General features: G+C 63.8%; 16 protein-coding genes. 12 read left to right on the top strand and 4 right to left on the bottom strand.

The window, feature by feature from the left end:
• The first annotated feature begins 12 nt into the window (after positions 1-12).
• The 4 genes from ACGLWX_RS04005 (at position 13) to ACGLWX_RS03990 (ending at position 2,637) form a co-directional block, all read left to right on the top strand.
• Positions 13-162, top strand: a complete 150-nt coding sequence (locus tag ACGLWX_RS04005) for an NAD-dependent epimerase/dehydratase family protein (RefSeq protein ID WP_252107153.1) — start codon at positions 13-15, stop codon at positions 160-162.
• A gap of 239 nt (positions 163-401) precedes the next feature.
• Positions 402-809 carry a hypothetical protein gene (locus ACGLWX_RS04000; RefSeq protein ID WP_396237515.1) on the top strand — a complete coding sequence of 136 codons (408 nt, stop codon included), beginning with the start codon at positions 402-404 and terminating at the stop codon, positions 807-809.
• Between the two features lie 57 nt (positions 810-866).
• Positions 867-1,721, top strand: coding sequence for a hypothetical protein (locus tag ACGLWX_RS03995; protein ID WP_396237513.1), 855 nt, complete (start codon positions 867-869; stop codon positions 1,719-1,721).
• Between the two features lie 28 nt (positions 1,722-1,749).
• Positions 1,750-2,637, top strand: a complete 888-nt coding sequence (locus ACGLWX_RS03990) for a hypothetical protein (RefSeq protein ID WP_396237511.1) — start codon at positions 1,750-1,752, stop codon at positions 2,635-2,637.
• On the opposite strand, the gene ACGLWX_RS03985 is transcribed toward ACGLWX_RS03990, so the two are convergent.
• The gene (locus tag ACGLWX_RS03985; RefSeq protein WP_396237510.1) at positions 2,626-3,546 is read right to left on the bottom strand and encodes a LysR family transcriptional regulator; all 921 of its coding nucleotides are present in this window, start codon (positions 3,544-3,546) and stop codon (positions 2,626-2,628) included. The two genes, ACGLWX_RS03990 and ACGLWX_RS03985, sit on opposite strands and share 12 nt — an antisense overlap.
• Before the next feature lie 166 nt (positions 3,547-3,712).
• Here ACGLWX_RS03985 and ACGLWX_RS03980 point away from each other — a divergent pair, with 166 nt between their 5' ends.
• The 4 genes from ACGLWX_RS03980 to ACGLWX_RS03965 are packed head-to-tail and all read left to right on the top strand — an operon-like array spanning position 3,713 to position 7,348.
• A complete protein-coding gene (locus ACGLWX_RS03980) occupies positions 3,713-4,588 on the top strand; it encodes an SDR family NAD(P)-dependent oxidoreductase (RefSeq protein ID WP_396237509.1) in 876 nt (291 codons plus the stop codon).
• Positions 4,589-4,607: 19 nt separating this feature from the next.
• Entirely contained in the window at positions 4,608-5,456 is an 849-nt protein-coding gene (locus ACGLWX_RS03975; protein WP_396237508.1) for an SMP-30/gluconolactonase/LRE family protein, read from the top strand.
• A 39-nt stretch (positions 5,457-5,495) separates the two neighbouring features.
• Positions 5,496-6,392, top strand: coding sequence for a dihydrodipicolinate synthase family protein (locus ACGLWX_RS03970; RefSeq protein WP_396237507.1), 897 nt, complete (start codon positions 5,496-5,498; stop codon positions 6,390-6,392).
• A gap of 20 nt (positions 6,393-6,412) precedes the next feature.
• A complete protein-coding gene (locus ACGLWX_RS03965; protein ID WP_396237506.1) occupies positions 6,413-7,348 on the top strand; it encodes a LysR family transcriptional regulator in 936 nt (311 codons plus the stop codon).
• Positions 7,349-7,354: 6 nt separating this feature from the next.
• Here the strand turns inward: ACGLWX_RS03965 and ACGLWX_RS03960 are convergent, their stop codons facing one another.
• Together ACGLWX_RS03960 and soxR are read right to left on the bottom strand one after the other, a co-directional pair.
• Positions 7,355-8,281, bottom strand: coding sequence for a glycerophosphodiester phosphodiesterase (locus ACGLWX_RS03960; protein ID WP_396237505.1), 927 nt, complete (start codon positions 8,279-8,281; stop codon positions 7,355-7,357).
• A 95-nt stretch (positions 8,282-8,376) separates the two neighbouring features.
• Positions 8,377-8,820 (bottom strand): redox-sensitive transcriptional activator SoxR, encoded by a 444-nt coding sequence (gene soxR / locus ACGLWX_RS03955; protein ID WP_396237503.1) that lies wholly within the window; start codon positions 8,818-8,820, stop codon positions 8,377-8,379.
• 176 nt (positions 8,821-8,996) lie between these two features.
• On the opposite strand from soxR, the gene ACGLWX_RS03950 reads away from it, so the two are divergent.
• The 4 genes from ACGLWX_RS03950 (at position 8,997) to mmuM (ending at position 13,464) form a co-directional block, all read left to right on the top strand.
• Entirely contained in the window at positions 8,997-10,070 is a 1,074-nt protein-coding gene (locus ACGLWX_RS03950) for a zinc-binding dehydrogenase (protein WP_396237501.1), read from the top strand.
• Between the two features lie 203 nt (positions 10,071-10,273).
• Complete coding sequence (locus tag ACGLWX_RS03945; RefSeq protein ID WP_396237499.1) at positions 10,274-10,903, top strand: LysE family translocator; 630 nt, start codon at positions 10,274-10,276, stop codon at positions 10,901-10,903.
• A gap of 186 nt (positions 10,904-11,089) precedes the next feature.
• The gene (locus tag ACGLWX_RS03940) at positions 11,090-12,508 is read left to right on the top strand and encodes an amino acid permease (protein ID WP_396237498.1); all 1,419 of its coding nucleotides are present in this window, start codon (positions 11,090-11,092) and stop codon (positions 12,506-12,508) included.
• Positions 12,505-13,464, top strand: a complete 960-nt coding sequence (gene mmuM, locus ACGLWX_RS03935; RefSeq protein WP_396237496.1) for a homocysteine S-methyltransferase — start codon at positions 12,505-12,507, stop codon at positions 13,462-13,464. The genes ACGLWX_RS03940 and mmuM overlap by 4 nt, the downstream gene beginning before the upstream one ends.
• Here the strand turns inward: mmuM and ACGLWX_RS03930 are convergent.
• On the bottom strand, positions 13,456-14,355 hold the full coding sequence (locus ACGLWX_RS03930; RefSeq protein WP_396237494.1) for a LysR family transcriptional regulator: 900 nt from the start codon (positions 14,353-14,355) through the stop codon (positions 13,456-13,458). The genes mmuM and ACGLWX_RS03930 overlap by 9 nt on opposite strands.
• Positions 14,356-14,384: the final 29 nt, after the last annotated feature.

Genomic DNA, 14,384 nt, shown 5'->3' with positions numbered 1-14,384 from the left:
AAAGCGGTCATCATGATGAGGCATGCTAAAGGGCGTATCCTGGTGGTCGGTGGGGCGCGCTTTATTGGTTCGTACAAGCTCAAACGTCTGTGCCGAGCGAAATACGTCGTTACCGTGCTGGATAATATTTCCAATGGCCATCGCGACGCGGTGGGCGCTTAGAGCCGGGCGCCATTGCGCAAACCGCTGCCGCTGCCTGCCGCACCACTAAGACAGCAAAGGCCTCGTCAACCGGTGGAGCTTGCCGGCGTCTACGCGCTGGCCTCTCAGGAATCTAGCTTCACTACCGGTCACGTCTACGGCGCGGGGGGCGGTGGCGGCCACCCCTGAACCCGGTTCGGCCTGCGGGTTGGAGTGGTATATAATTAGGCGCTTAATTATTTCCACCCGCAGGCCGCTCGATGGTTCAAATCCTCTATTCCCACTACACCGACAACCGCGAGTTCGTTAACCGCCGGATCAACACCGATAGTTACGACAAGGCGTGCGAGATCATCGACCAGTACCCCTGGGCGCGCGAGGTGGCGCTGTTCGAGGAGCTGGGCGCGGCCGGCGGCTTCGAATTCGTGCTCGGTGATCGCAAGGGCCCCCACGCGATCTATATGCTCACCCCGATCGAGGCGGAGCGCCGAGGCTCTCTGCATCTCGATGTCGTGGCCAAAACCGGTATGTTCAACCTGTTGGGCCGCCGCTCCTTGAGCCGCGACTTTCACATCGTCACCGCCGATACCGCCAAGGAGCACCTTCGGGAGCTTTTTGAGCACTCCGTTGAGTTCATTCATGAGAAACACCGGCCGTTCAAGCGCTGACCCGGCCGCCCTCTTCGTGGGCGATATCACGCAATGGCGTTAAAGGAGAGCACCCGCATGGAGGTTCATGGCGCGATCGTCGGTGAGCGGCTAATCACTCGCCACGAGTACCACTACGCGAAAAAAGTGGTCGCGACGCACCGCTATCTCTTCTGGTTTTTAATGGGGGTGGGCGTACTGCTTTTTTGTTCGGGAGTAGGGCTTGGCGTCGTCATTTATCTGGATGACCCGTGGATGGAGACGGTCGCGTGGCTTCTGATCGTCTTTTTAGTGGTGGGCCAGATGCTGGGCGGGGCCTTTATCTTTTGGCTGGGCTGTAAGCGCCGCCTGCGCATCGATCCGCACGTCGCCATCATTCGCGGCGTTTTGACCGTTCGCAAAAAGCGCGTGCCCAGCAACGCCGGCGGCGTTAACTACGTCAACGAATATTACATCGGCAACGCGCTGCTGCACGGCCCACCGGGGTCGTATGACCTTCTCGAGAAGCTGAATGCCCATGTCATCGAGGTTCACGCCCTCTTTCTACGGATGTATCCGCCGCTGAATTTGAGCAAGCGCTATGAAGGGATCGACGAGGCGCTGCTCTTTAATTTGAAAGACCGCGACAACGCGAGCGACCGGATCAACCTCGACGGCGCCTTCGAGAAGTACGGGCGAAAGGTGTTCAAACGTCAGGCTTGGCGCTTCAATCTTCTCAGCCTCCCGCCCATGTTCCTGAGCCTCGGGCTCGCGTTCTATTTCATCGTGAAATTCGAGCTCTTCACGTTCTGGGCGTTCATGGGCGTTCTGGTGGCCTCCATCATCGCCGGAGGCTTGATGTACGAATTGCTCGAGGTTCTCTACAAGAAACTGAGAAAAGGGCTGGACCCTGATTACCAGAGTTTGACGCCGGAAGAGATTCTCAAGGGCTAGGGTAGAAAGTATGAGGACATAAGAGACCGTGACTAAAAAGCTAAAAGAGGACGAGGCCGTCATCCGCGAGGCAAGCACGGTCGGTGAGCGCGAAATGACGCCTAACGAGCGGTTTCACGTTCGTCAGGTGGCGCTTTACAAGCGTATGGGGCTTCACGTAACGGCCATCGTCGGCGCCGTGTTCGGGCTAATGGGCATCGCGCTTTTAGTGCTCACGCTGGGGCTTTTGATTCGCTTTCAGATCGTGGGCGTTTTGATCGCGGCGGCCACAACAGGGCTTCTGGGGTATGTCTCACGAGGGATGATTCGTGAAGGTACCAAGCGAAGGCTCAAAACGGCGGCTCGAGTGACGATGATCAAAGGCGTGATGGAGCAGCAGGCCGTCTCCCATGCCACGTATAACGGCAGAACCACGCTGTATTTCCACAGCATTGGCGACTTCGAGTTCATCAGGCCACTGGATACGGAATACACCTTCATGCCCTTTGTCGGGAAGCCCTTCGAGGCGCACATGGTCGAGGTGTCTTTTGAGACGTTTGAGGGGACGCCGCTGGCGCTGAAGAAAAAGCGCGAGGCCATCCTGCTCAAGCTCGAAAGCGAGGAGGAGGGCGAGACCAAGGTCGATATCGACGGCGTCTACAAACGATACGGCCGCGGCTATTTCTACCGCTACTTTCTTGCCCACGCGTTGATCGTTGGCCCTTCGATACTATTGAGCCTGGTATTGATGATCGGTTACTCGGTTCCGCTCGCCGATGCTTACGGGCTCGGATTGTTTACCGGGTTATTGGCCATCTTCGTGCCCATTGCCATCGCCTTCGCCATCGGCTCGCTGGTCTATATCCTGTGCCAGAAGCTTCGCAAACGGATCGATCCCGATTACGTCAAAACCCACGAAGAGCGGCTAAAAGGATAGCGCCTCATCGCGCGTTTGAGACGCGAGCCGCGCGATGAAGTCCTCGATCAGCGGCGAGGTGTTCTCGCGGTGCCAGTTCACGTTGAGCGCCAAGCTCGCATCGGGCCTGCCGGGCAGCGGCGCCAGCGCACGAAATACCACGCCGTCCAGGCGTAGTGATCGCGCAATCGAGGCGGGCACCAGCGCCACGCCCAGCCCGCTCGCCACCAGGCCCAATAGCGTCGTTAGCTGAGCCGCCTCCTGCTGAATATTCGGTGTAAATCCCGCCGCCTGGCACAGCGCCATCAGCTGGTGATGATAGCCCGGCCCCAGAGCGCGCGGGGTGAAGACGAAATCGCTTTCGGCAAAGTGGCCCAAATCGACCGGCTCATTGCTGGCCGCGCCCGGGTGGTCGGTGGGCAGCGCCAGCAGGATGGCCTCCGTCAGCACCTGCCGGGTTTCGATGACCGCCGGCAGCGCCAGCTCGCGCATCAGTGCTACGTCGACCTCGCCGGCAACGAGCGCCTCGAGCTGATGCGCCGAGGGCATCTCGCGCAGGTCGAGCTCGACCTCGGGCAGGGCTCGGCGAAACGCGCGCAGCGTCTCGAGGACCGGGGTATAGCCGGCCAGCGACAGCGTGGCGATGGTCAGCCGGCCGGCGACGCCGTCGGCCACTCGGCGCGCGCGGCCGATGCCGGCATCGAGCGTGTCGAGCGTGGCGTAGGCGGTTTCCAGAAAGGCGCGGCCCGCCGGGGTCAGAGCAACACTTCGTCGACTGCGGGTCAATGTCGCAAATCCCAAGCGCGCCTCGAGTTTGGCGATGGCCTGGCTCAATGCCGGCTGCGCCATGTGCAGGCGTGCGGCGGCGCGGTGAAAGTGTAGCTCCTCGGCCACGACGATGAACTGCCTGAGCAGTCGGGTCTCGATCATTGCAGGGCCTCGGAGTCAGGCGAAACGTTTTGATACTTTAAACCAATGCAGCGCGAGCTGGTAATACGAGCTACCTATCACAGCCGCGCTCGGATAGTATTAGATAAAAATGATTCAACGCGTACCTTGAAAGGCGTTCACCCACGCCATTTCGAGGAGGAGCACCATGTCATTTCAAGGCAAGACGGCCATTATCACCGGCGGCGGCCGAGGGCTCGGCTGGGCCTACGCGGTGGCACTCGCCCGCGCCGGGGCAAACGTCGTGATCAGCGACAGCGGCGCCGACCGTGACGGCAGCGGCGCGGATACCGCCATTGCCGATCACGCCGCGGCGGCGCTCACGCAGGAAGGACATCGCGCCATCGCCCATGGCGGGGCGCTGGAGGAGAAAGTCGAGTGCCAGGCGCTCGTCGAGCGCACCCTGGCCACCTTCGGTGGGTTGGATATCGTCATCCATAACGCCGGCTGGGTCGGCTACCAGCGCATCGAAGACGCCGAGGCTGAGTTTCTCGCGCGTTCGCTTTCGGTCAACGTCTGGGCGCCGAGCTGGCTTGCCAAATACGCCTGGCCCGCGCTCAAAGTGTCCAGGGCCCCGCGCATCGTGCTCACCACGTCTGATCGCGCGATGTACCTGCGCTACGGGCAGAAGGGGCTTGGGGCCTACGCGGCGGGCAAAATGGCTCAGGTGGGCCTGATGAACGCGCTGGCCTTCGAGGGCGCCGAGCACGGCATTCGGGTGAACGCCGTGTCGCCGGTGGCCAGAACGCGCATGTGGGGCGAAACCGGCGAGCCTTCGGATCTCAAGCCCGAGTGGGTAACGCCGGGCGTACTGTATCTGGCAAGCGAGCGGTGCCAGGAGAGCGGCTACATCCTGCGCGCCAGCAACGGCCAGTTCAGCGCGACCCGGTTCGAGGAGAACGCGGGAGTGGATTACCCGCGCGACCTGAACCGCGTCAACGCAGCGAGCCTCGACGAGGTGGCTTGTTGCTGGGCACAGATCAAGCAATCGCACGCTACCGGCGGCGCGCATGTGCCGGGCTGAGGTCAGGCGCTTTGCGCGCGTGCAGGCGGCACTCGGCGAAAGCCCGGTGTGGGAGGCGCGCACCGCAACGCTCTACTTCGTCGATATCAGCGGCGGCAAGCTTCACGCGCTGGATGCGACAGGCCGCCTCGATACGCTCTATTCGTCCAGGGCACCCTTGTGCGCGCTGGCGCTTACCGAGTCCGGGAAGCTGCTGCTGGCCGAAGGCGCGCAAGTGGCGCTGTTCGATCCCGGTACGCGGCGCATCGAGCGAACCTCCCGGCCGGTGAGTCTGGCGCCAAGCCAGCGCTTCAACGACGGTGCTTGTGACCCGCAGGGGCGCTTCGTCAGCGGCCTGATGGATGAGCACCATGCAAGCGAAAGCGGCCGGATCTACCGCTTCGAAAGCGATTTCTCTGCCACGCCGCTGAACGAGGGAATGGGGCTTCCGAACGGCCTGGCATGGAGTCGGGATGGCGAGCGCCTTTATTTCGTGGACTCGATCGCCCGGCGAATTCTGCAGGCGCCGTATTCACCGGATATCGGGGCGCTTGGCCGGGTGGACACCTTCGTTGACACCTCCGCGCACCCTGGGCGGCCAGACGGGATGGCCATGGACGAGGAGGGCGGGCTTTGGGTCTGCCAGTTTGGCGGGGCCTGCTTGCTGCGCTTTAACGGCTGTGGTGAACTGACCGACCGGCTTTCGATGCCCGTACTTCGGCCCACCAGCGCCTGCTTTGGCGGTGCCGACATGAGAACGCTCTTCGTGACCTCGGCGCGTTTTGGCATGAGCAATGACGAGCTTGCGCGTTATTCTGCCTCCGGCGACGTTTTCACGGTGCGCCTGCCGGTTGCCGGCCTGCCGCGCTATCGTGGCAGCATAGCGTGAGCGTCGAATTTCTACCCCGCTTTCGAAAAGGAGTTGCCCATGTTCTCCGGCCTGAGTGCCTTTCCCTTGACGCCCGTAAGCGAACAGGGCGTTCGCGAGCTTGAGTTCACGCACCTCGTGGCGCGGCTTTCGAGCGCGCGGGTGGATTCCATCGGCGTGCTGGGCTCGACCGGAAACTACATGTACCTGTCTCGCGAGACGCGCGCCCGGGTCACGCGACTGGCAGTGGACAGTGCCGGTGACGTACCGGTCGTGGCCGGCATCGGCGCGCTTTCCACCCGCGAGGTGATCCGCCTGGCCGAGGATGCCCAGAAGGCCGGAGCGAGCGGGGTGCTGCTGGCGCCGGTGTCGTATCAAACGCTGACCGAGGAAGAGGTGTTCGAGCACTACAAGGCGGTGTGCGACACCCTCGATGTGCCGCTATGCGTTTACGACAACCCGGGCACCACGCATTTCGCTTTCAGCGACGCGCTACACGCCCGCATTGCAGCGCTTCCCAGGGTGGCATCGATCAAGATTCCGCCGGTGCCGCTGGATCAAGACGCGGCCCAAACGCGCATCGCGCAGCTGCGCGCACTGATTCCTGGTGACGTCACCATCGGCATCAGCGGCGACCCGGCGGCGGCCACCGCCTTGGCGGCTGGCTGTGACGGCTGGTACTCGGTACTGGGCGGGCTCTTTCCCGACGCCGCACTCGCGATCACCCGCGCCGCCCAGGCCGGCAACATCGAGGATGCACAGCGGTTGTCGGCGACCTTCGAGCCGCTCTGGGCGCTGTATCGTGAGCACGGCAGCCTGCGCGTCATCGCCACTGCGGCCGAGGTGCTGGGGCTTGCGAGCGCGCCGTGCCTGCCGCTGCCGCTCAAAACGCTGACGGGCGAGGCGCGCCAACGCGTCGAGCGGTTTTGCGACACCGCGCTGGATCATACGCGCTAGATAATTTGGACGAGCGCTCGATGCCAAACGAGAAAACGCCGGCGGCGGCTGAGAAAAGCGCCGCCACCGCTTGGGTGTGGGATGATACCCGCGCTTTTCTGGCCGTGGCGCGCCACGGAACGCTGAGTGGGGCGGCGGGGGCGCTGGGGCTCGGCATTGCCACGCTCTCCCGGCGCATCGAGCGCCTCGAAAGTTCGCTCGAGGTGGCGCTGTTCATCCGGCTTCAGTCGGGCTACCGGTTGACCGAGGCGGGTACGGCGCTGGTAGAAAACGCCGAGGCGATGGAGGCCGCCGCCGCGGCCATCGCCTTCGGCGCCGGGCAGATGCGTCTACCCACCGGCCGGGTGCGCCTGGCCACGGCGGAAAACCTGGCGACCGAGCTGGTGCTGCCGGCGCTGCCAGAACTGTACCGCCGCTACCCGGGGCTCACCCTCGAGCTTGTCACCGATATCACCACAGTCAACCTGCACCGCCGCGATGCGGATCTGGCGCTGCGCATGGTCAGGCCCACGCGGGGCAACGTGACGTTACGGCGGCTGGGCACGCTGGGCTACGGTGCCTATGCGAGTGCCGGTTACACCGCCAGGCGAGAAGCAAGCGCAGACTTCGACGAGGACGCGATCATTGGTTGGAGCGAGGAGTACGCCCATTTGCCGGCGGCCAAGTGGTGCGAGGCCGTGCTGAAAGGCCGCGCGCCGGTATTGACGACTACCTCGGTGGCGACCCAAGTGGCAGCGGCCCAGGCGGGCATCGGGGTTGCGGCGCTGCCGCATCTGGTAGCCCAGCGCGCGGGGCTTGCGTGCCTCTCAATCGATATCGATGTGGCCCAGCCGATCTACCTGGTGAGCCAGGCCGATATCGCATCATCGATGAGAATACGCGCCGTGGTGGATTTTCTGGCGGAGCTCGTCAGCCGCCACCAGGAGCGACTCAGCGGGCGGGGGGTGGCGAGATAGCCGGGGCTATTCGGTCAGCTCGAGCAAGCGGTCCGGGTAGTTGGTGAACAGGCCGTCGACGCCCCAGTCGAGCAGGCGCTGCATTTCGTTCGCGTCGTTGACCGTGTAGACATGCACCGCCAGGCCGTTCTCCTGGGCCTGATGAACGAACGCCTCGGTGATGACCGGTTCGTCATCAAACAGGTAGTTGGTGCCCAATCCCACGGCGTAATCCGCCACGGCCTGGAAGTCCGCGTCGGTGATCTCGTCCGGGCCCGGGGTGACGCCGGTCCACTCCGTCAGATGGCCTTCGTTCTCGTCATCCGGCGAGTACCACACCAGCTGAATCAGCGGGATATCCGCGTTCAGGTCGTGAATCTTCAAAAGACTTTCCTGATCGAAGGACTGGATCAGCACGCGGCCGGTCTCGATCATGTCATAGGCTTCCAGCCGGCGCACCAGTCCCTCTTCGACGCCCGGGTTGAGCGCCGGCGACTTGGTTTCCAGGTAATACCGCGCGTCCTGGCCGAAGTGGTTGAACACCTCTTCCAGCGTCAGGATGTGGGCGCCTTCAAACGCCTCGTTGGCAAGCGCGGGGTTCTCCTCGTTGAACCAGCTGCCGGTATCCAGCTCCTTCAGCTCGGCAAGCGAGTAGTCGTTGATATGCCCTTCGCCGTTGCTGGTGCGCTCCAGGGTGTCGTCGTGAAAGGCGACCAGCTCGCCGTCAGAGGTCATCTGAATGTCCAGCTCCAGGTAGTCCGCGCCCCAAGCGTGGGCGAGCTCCAGCGCCGCCATGCTGCTTTCCGGCGCGTGGCCGCTGGCGCCGCGGTGAGCGATCACCTGAAACGACTCGAGATCCTTTAGCTGCTGCTCCAGCGGCGTTTGAGCCTGCACGGAAGAGGCGGCAGCGAAAAGACCTAGAGACAGCGCACCTAGAGAAGGAAGGCGTTGCATGGACACTCCTTTTATTGAATGTTTGATCAATAACCCTACCCCTTTTCCCGGGCGATTCCAAACCGCAGGGTCGCCACCGAACGTGCGTGTCGCGTCTAGACGTTTGATGTGGTCAGCAAGCGTGCGCCGGGGCCTTCTTCGGCCAGGTGGTCATCCGGGTTGCGCAGCGGGCAGTCGGCGAGAGACAGACAGCCGCAGCCGATGCACCGGTCCATCTGGTTACGCAGCTGCATCAAGCTTTCCATCCGGCGATCGATCTCCTCGCGCCAGGCGGCCGTGATCGCCTGCCAGTCCGCTGCACTCAGCGGGCGATCGGAGGGAATCGAATCCAGGTGCGCCTTGGTCATTGCCAGCGGAATACCGGCGCGCTGGGCGATGCGAATCACCGCAACGCGGCGCAGTACGCTACGCGGATAGCGGCGCTGATTGCCGCTGGTTCGCCAGGACGCTATCAGCCCCTTGGACTCGTAGAAATGAAGCGTCGATACGCGCACGCCGCTGCGCCTGGCGACGTCGCCAACGGATAGATCGGTAGCCATTGGATGTTCAAACCTCGAGTTTACTGAATGTATTTCGGTTGCTGTCTCTTTAATACAGCAGCTTGAGTCAAGAATAAACCTTTTGACCTCAACTATAGTCGAGGTCTTAGCCTCGTACCGTGGCTGTCGTTGCCACATCCAATTTATATGTCTTTCACCCAAAGGAGTGACTGCTGATGAAAGCCTGGTACAAGGAAACCCTTCAAACGCCGCTTGCCTGTGTCGAACGCCCGGATCCCGAATGCCGGCCAGGGGCCGTCGTCGTGGATGTGCGGGCGGTCCACGTGCCCGCCTACCTGATGGCGATGGTCGACAGCACTGATATTCCGCTGCCAGTGCCGCTGGTGCTGGGCGCTGGCGGCGTCGGCGTGGTGCGGGAAAAGGCCGATGATGTCTTCAACGTGGAGGTCGGGGATGTCGTGGCCCTCGACTGTCTGGTCGAGTCCGGGGATATCGACCACCCCGAAGACGTGCTCATGGGGCTGGGCGAGATAGGCGGGCGGGGCGAGGACACCGAGGTAGTGGACGCCATGCGCACGCGGTGGCGAAACGGCACCATGGCGCAAAAGGCGCTGCTGCCGAAAGAAGCCGTCACCCGGCTGCCCGGGGCGGAGCATTTCGATGACCCCGGCCGGCTGGCGTTTCTTACCTGGCTCGGCATCGCCGGGGAGGGTGTCGTGCAGTCCGGCCAACAACCGGGCGACGTCGTGGCCATTCTGGGCGCCACCGGGCAGATGGGCGGCGCGGCGGTGCTAGTCGCTTTGGCCAAAGGCGCTTCGCGGGTGGTCGCGCTGGGTCGCAATCAAGCCGCGCTCGAGAAACTGGCCACGCTGGATGCGCGTGTGATACCCGTCCGTCTGACTGGCGACATCGACCAGGACGCCGCGGCCATCACGGCGGTGGCAGGGGCCCCGCATGTGGTGATCGATACCATGGGAGACGCTGATAGCGCCAATCCGCTGCTGGCCGGTTTTGCGGCGCTCCGGGATAGCGGCACCCTGGTGCTGATGGGCGGCGTGCGCCAGGACATTCCGTTTCCCTATGGCGAGGTACTGCGCCGTCGGCTGACGATCCGCGGGTCGCGCATGTACCGATCGGAAACGGTGCTGTCGATCTGGCGTCTGATCGAGGCCGGGCTGATCGATCTGGGTAAAGTAGGCATGGTCGAGGTAGGCATCGACGACCCGAAAGCCGCCATCGAAACCGCCACCAGAACGACCGGGCTCAACTTCGTGTCACTGAGACCCTGACGCGCAAGCGGCGCGGCTAGTCGCGTCGCTTGGCCGTGATAGGGAGAAAGCTGACAAGCATCCGGCCTCACCTGCCAACGAATTCCCTTTTTAAACAGCACGCGGGTTAGACTGTGTTCGAGTAAAAGGCGTGCTTGAGGGCAGTAGACCGTGCCCTTTCAAGCGTCAAAGCGGCCCCTAGCCCAGCAAACAAGGAGTACCTCGTGGATGCACTAACGTGGCTGACCTATGTCAGCGTCATTTTCGCCCTGATCATCTTTCCCGGGCCGGTGGCGCTGCTGTGCACCAGCCACGGGCTGCAGTTCGGCCGCCGCCAGGCAACTGCCACCGTGCTGGGCGGCATTCTGGCCTCGCTGGTGCTGATGGTGATCTCGTCATTGGGCCTCGGCGCCGTACTTGCCACGTCCGAAACCGCCTTTTACATGCTGAAAATGGTCGGTGGGGCGTATTTGATCTATCTGGGGATCATGGCCTGGCGCGATACGTCCAGCCCGGCGATGGCAAGCCCCAACGTGGCCGCAGGGCCGAAGGTGTCCGCCACAACACGCTTTCGTCGCGGCTTTACCGTGGGCATCAGCAATCCCAAGGATCTGCTCTTTTTCGCCGCGCTGTTTCCCAACTTCATCGACGTGAGCCAGCCGCAGCTTCTCCAGTTCGTCATCCTGGCGCTGAGCTGGCTGGTGATCGATTTCACCCTGATGTCGACCTACGCGGGCTTGGGCGCCAGCATCAGCCGCTGGTTCCAGACCCCGCGGCGCTACAAGCGCTTCAACCGGGCGACCGGGGGGCTGTTCATGGCCGCTGGCGGGACGCTGATCGCCTCGAACCAGTAGCGCTGGGCTCACTCTTTGGCGTGGCATCATTCTCGGTCACTGCACTGCGCGCCTTTATATGCCATTAAAATATAGATGATTGCTTTTTAATTTCTTTTTGTCGTCATGAGTTTGCACTAAAATGGCGCGCCCGCTGAGCGGGATCGCGAGCCCGATGGGCCGAACAGGCAATTTTCAGGACGTATCATGAGTGACCAAGAGGGCGCGCACTTCAAGCGCAGTATGAGCACGCGGCACCTGGTGATGCTGTCGCTTGGCGGGGTGATCGGTACCGGGCTCTTTCTGAGCTCCGGCTATACGGTGCAGCAGGCGGGCCCGATGGGCGCGGTGCTGGCGTACCTGGTGGGCGGTATCGTTGCCTGGCTTGTGATGATGTGCCTGGGCGAGCTTGCCGTGCACATGCCGGACTCCGGCGCGTTCAGTGCCCACGCCACGCGCTACATCGGCCCCGGCACCGGTTATATGGTCGCCTGGATGTACTGGCTCACCTGGACGGTAGCGCTGGGGTCGGAGTTCACCGCGGCGGCGGTGTTCATGGGGCGCTGGTTTCCCGATATTCCCGGCTGGTACTGGAGTGGGCTTTTTGCCGCCATCGTGTTCGGAGTGAATGCCTTCACCTCGCGCTTCTTCGCCGAATCCGAGTTCTGGCTTTCGCTGATCAAGGTGCTGGCGGTGGTGGCGTTTGTGCTGATCGGCGCCGCGGCGATCATTGGCTTCGTGCCGCTGCAGGACGACACCGGCGCCGCCGTGGCCTCCCCCGGGCTTTCGGCGCTGTGGGGCGAGGGCGCGATGCCGCCAAGCCTTCTGACGATCGGCATGACGCTGCTGGCGGTGATGTTCGCTTTCTCCGGTACCGAGCTGATCGGCATCGCCGCCGGTGAAGCCGAGGACCCGGCGCGCAACGTCCCCAAGGCGATTCGCGCCACGCTCTGGCGGCTGATTCTGTTCTTCGTCGGTACCATGGTGGTGATCGCCGCCCTCCTGCCTCACACCGAGGCCGGGCTCAGCCAAAGCCCGTTCGTCGCGGTCTTCCAGCGCATCGGCGTGCCGGGGGCGGCCGACATCATGAACTTCGTGATCATCACCGCGCTGCTCTCGGCGGCCAACTCCGGGCTCTACGCCTCGGCGCGCATGCTCTGGACCCTCTCGGATCAGGGCACGTTGCCTAAATCGCTTGGCCGGCTCAACAAGCGCGGCATTCCCATGAACGCGCTGCTACTGAGCATGATCGGCGGCTTCGGGGCGCTGTTCTCGAGCGTTTACGCGCCGGAAACCGTGTATCTGGTGCTGGTGTCGATCTCCGGGCTTGCGGTGGTGATCGTGTGGATGGCGATCGCGCTGAGCCAGTTCAACTTCCGCCGCCAGTACCTGCGCGAAGGCGGCCGGCTCGAGGATCTGGTCTACCGCACGCCGGGCTATCCGTTCGTGCCGTTGATCGCCTTCGGCGCCTGCCTTGCCGCCTGTATCGGCATCGCGTTTGATCCGCAGCAGCGCATCGCACTCTACTTCGGCGTGCCGTTCATCGCGCTCTGCTATCTGATTCACTACCTGCACCGCCGCCAGTCGGCCAAACGTGCCCGCACCGCCAAGGAGACCACCGCATGAGCCAGCACGCCAACCCACTCCAGACTCTGCTTCGCGACGTGCCTTTCATGGTGATCGACGGCGCGCTGGCCACCGAGCTCGAAGCGCTGGGATGCGATCTCAACGACAGCCTCTGGTCGGCGCGGCTTTTAAGCGAGGCGCCGGAGAAGATCCGCCAGGTGCATCAGGCCTACTTCGAGGCCGGCGCCGACTGTGCGATCACCGCAAGCTACCAGGCGACGATTGCCGGCTTCGTGCAGGCGGGGCTCTCCGAGCGGGAGGCGCGCGCGCTGATCACGCGCTCGGTGACGCTGGCGTGTGATGCCCGCGACGCTGTCTGGCAGCCGGATAGCGGGCGCCCGAAACCGCTGGTAGCGGCTTCCGTGGGGCCCTATGGCGCGTATCTTGCCGACGGCAGCGAGTACCGCGGCGGCTATGACCTGGACCGTGCAGGGCTTGTCGAGTTTCATCGCGAGCGCTTTGCACTGCTGTTGGAAGCAGGCGCCGACCTGCTGGCGGCGGAAACGTTGCCGTCGCTCGACGAGGCGCTGGCGATCACCGACCTGCTCGCCGATCATCCCGGAGCGCAGGCGTGGATCACGTTCTCGGCGAAGGATGGCGCGCATATCAGCGACGGCACGCCGATTGCCGAGTGCGCCAGGGCCCTGGCAGGGCGCCCGGGCGTGGCGGCCATCGGTATCAATTGCACCGCGCTTGCCCATATCGCGCCGCTGATCGAGGCCATCAAGCAGGCGTGCGACCTGCCGGTACTGGTCTACCCCAACTCCGGCGAACAGTACGACCCGACCACCAAAACCTGGCACCCGGCGGCCTGCGACCACAGCGGCGCGCCCTCCGGGCTCGTTCAGGGCGCGGCGATCTGGCGCGCTGCCGGCGCCGCGGGTATCGGCGGGTGCTGTCGCACCACGCCTGCGGATATCCGAGCGCTGGCCGAGTACCGCCAAACGCTAGCGTGACGCGTCAAGCTCCCGCTTGAGCCACGCTGCCAGCTGCTCTCCCGCGCCGGTGCGGCGCTCGTCCGGTAGCCACAGACAGAGGCGGGCGGGGGTGGCGACACTTCCCCAGGGTGCGACCAGCCGCCCGCTTTTAAGGTCATCCTTCACCAGCAGCCGGGGCGCGATCGCGACCCCGAGCCCCGCGACCGCGGCCTCCATCAGGTAGTAGAGGTGGTCGAACCCCAGGCTGTGTTCCAACGCCTTGTTAAGAGCGCTTTCATCGAGCCCCAGCGCGTGGGCCCAGGCCGGCCACGCCTGAGGGCGCGAGGCGGTCGTCAGAAGCGTCTGTTCGAACAGCGATGCCGGTGCATCGGCGTCAAGACGTGCGGCAAGTGCCGGGCTTGCCACCGCGCAGATCTCCTCGGCCATTAGCTCGATCACCTCACCGCTCACGGGCCAGGGCGGCTCCAGAAACGCAAGGGTGGCGCTGGCGCTCTGTTGGCCGCCGGGCTGCTCGGTGTCGCTGACCACCACTTGAAGGTTGAGCTCGGGCAGCGCCCGGCGCAGCGGTTCGAGCCGAGGAATCAGCCAGCGCGCCAGAAGGCTGCCGGGGCAGGCCAGAGTAAAGGGCGCGCCCTCCACCTCACGCTTGAGCGAGGCGCAACTATCGCGCAGCTGCGCAAAGGCCTCGCCAAGGCCGCGCTGCAGCGTTTCGCCGTGCGGGGTCAGCACCAGGCGACGACCGGATTTGGCGAACAGCGCCGTCTCGAAATGTTCGTCCAGCGTCTTGAGCTGGCGGCTGACCGCGCCGTGGGTCACGCTGAGCTCGCCGGCGGCGGCGCTCACGCTGCCAAGCCGGGCGGTGGCTTCAAAGGCACGCAGCGCACTCAGCGGCGGAAGACTGTTCTGCATGAAGGGATTCTCGATAGTTGATTAAAACT

It is taken from the genome of Halomonas sp. HMF6819 (assembly GCF_044335525.1).
Lineage (GTDB): Bacteria > Pseudomonadota > Gammaproteobacteria > Pseudomonadales > Halomonadaceae > Vreelandella.
This window is presented reverse-complemented; position numbering and strand designations above follow the sequence as displayed.

What these genes read in the sequence shown, in the direction of transcription:
- ACGLWX_RS03960 (WP_396237505.1), bottom strand. Translation starts at nt 8,281, where the DNA reads ATGCAACGCCTTCCTTCTCTAGGTGCGCTGTCTCTAGGTCTTTTCGCT.
- ACGLWX_RS04005 (WP_252107153.1), top strand. Translation starts at nt 13, where the DNA reads ATGATGAGGCATGCTAAAGGGCGTATCCTGGTGGTCGGTGGGGCGCGC.
- ACGLWX_RS04000 (WP_396237515.1), top strand. Translation starts at nt 402, where the DNA reads ATGGTTCAAATCCTCTATTCCCACTACACCGACAACCGCGAGTTCGTT.
- ACGLWX_RS03965 (WP_396237506.1), top strand. Translation starts at nt 6,413, where the DNA reads ATGCCAAACGAGAAAACGCCGGCGGCGGCTGAGAAAAGCGCCGCCACC.
- ACGLWX_RS03950 (WP_396237501.1), top strand. Translation starts at nt 8,997, where the DNA reads ATGAAAGCCTGGTACAAGGAAACCCTTCAAACGCCGCTTGCCTGTGTC.
- ACGLWX_RS03930 (WP_396237494.1), bottom strand. Translation starts at nt 14,355, where the DNA reads ATGCAGAACAGTCTTCCGCCGCTGAGTGCGCTGCGTGCCTTTGAAGCC.
- ACGLWX_RS03940 (WP_396237498.1), top strand. Translation starts at nt 11,090, where the DNA reads ATGAGTGACCAAGAGGGCGCGCACTTCAAGCGCAGTATGAGCACGCGG.
- ACGLWX_RS03980 (WP_396237509.1), top strand. Translation starts at nt 3,713, where the DNA reads ATGTCATTTCAAGGCAAGACGGCCATTATCACCGGCGGCGGCCGAGGG.
- ACGLWX_RS03995 (WP_396237513.1), top strand. Translation starts at nt 867, where the DNA reads ATGGAGGTTCATGGCGCGATCGTCGGTGAGCGGCTAATCACTCGCCAC.
- ACGLWX_RS03970 (WP_396237507.1), top strand. Translation starts at nt 5,496, where the DNA reads ATGTTCTCCGGCCTGAGTGCCTTTCCCTTGACGCCCGTAAGCGAACAG.
- ACGLWX_RS03985 (WP_396237510.1), bottom strand. Translation starts at nt 3,546, where the DNA reads ATGATCGAGACCCGACTGCTCAGGCAGTTCATCGTCGTGGCCGAGGAG.
- soxR (WP_396237503.1), bottom strand. Translation starts at nt 8,820, where the DNA reads ATGGCTACCGATCTATCCGTTGGCGACGTCGCCAGGCGCAGCGGCGTG.
- mmuM (WP_396237496.1), top strand. Translation starts at nt 12,505, where the DNA reads ATGAGCCAGCACGCCAACCCACTCCAGACTCTGCTTCGCGACGTGCCT.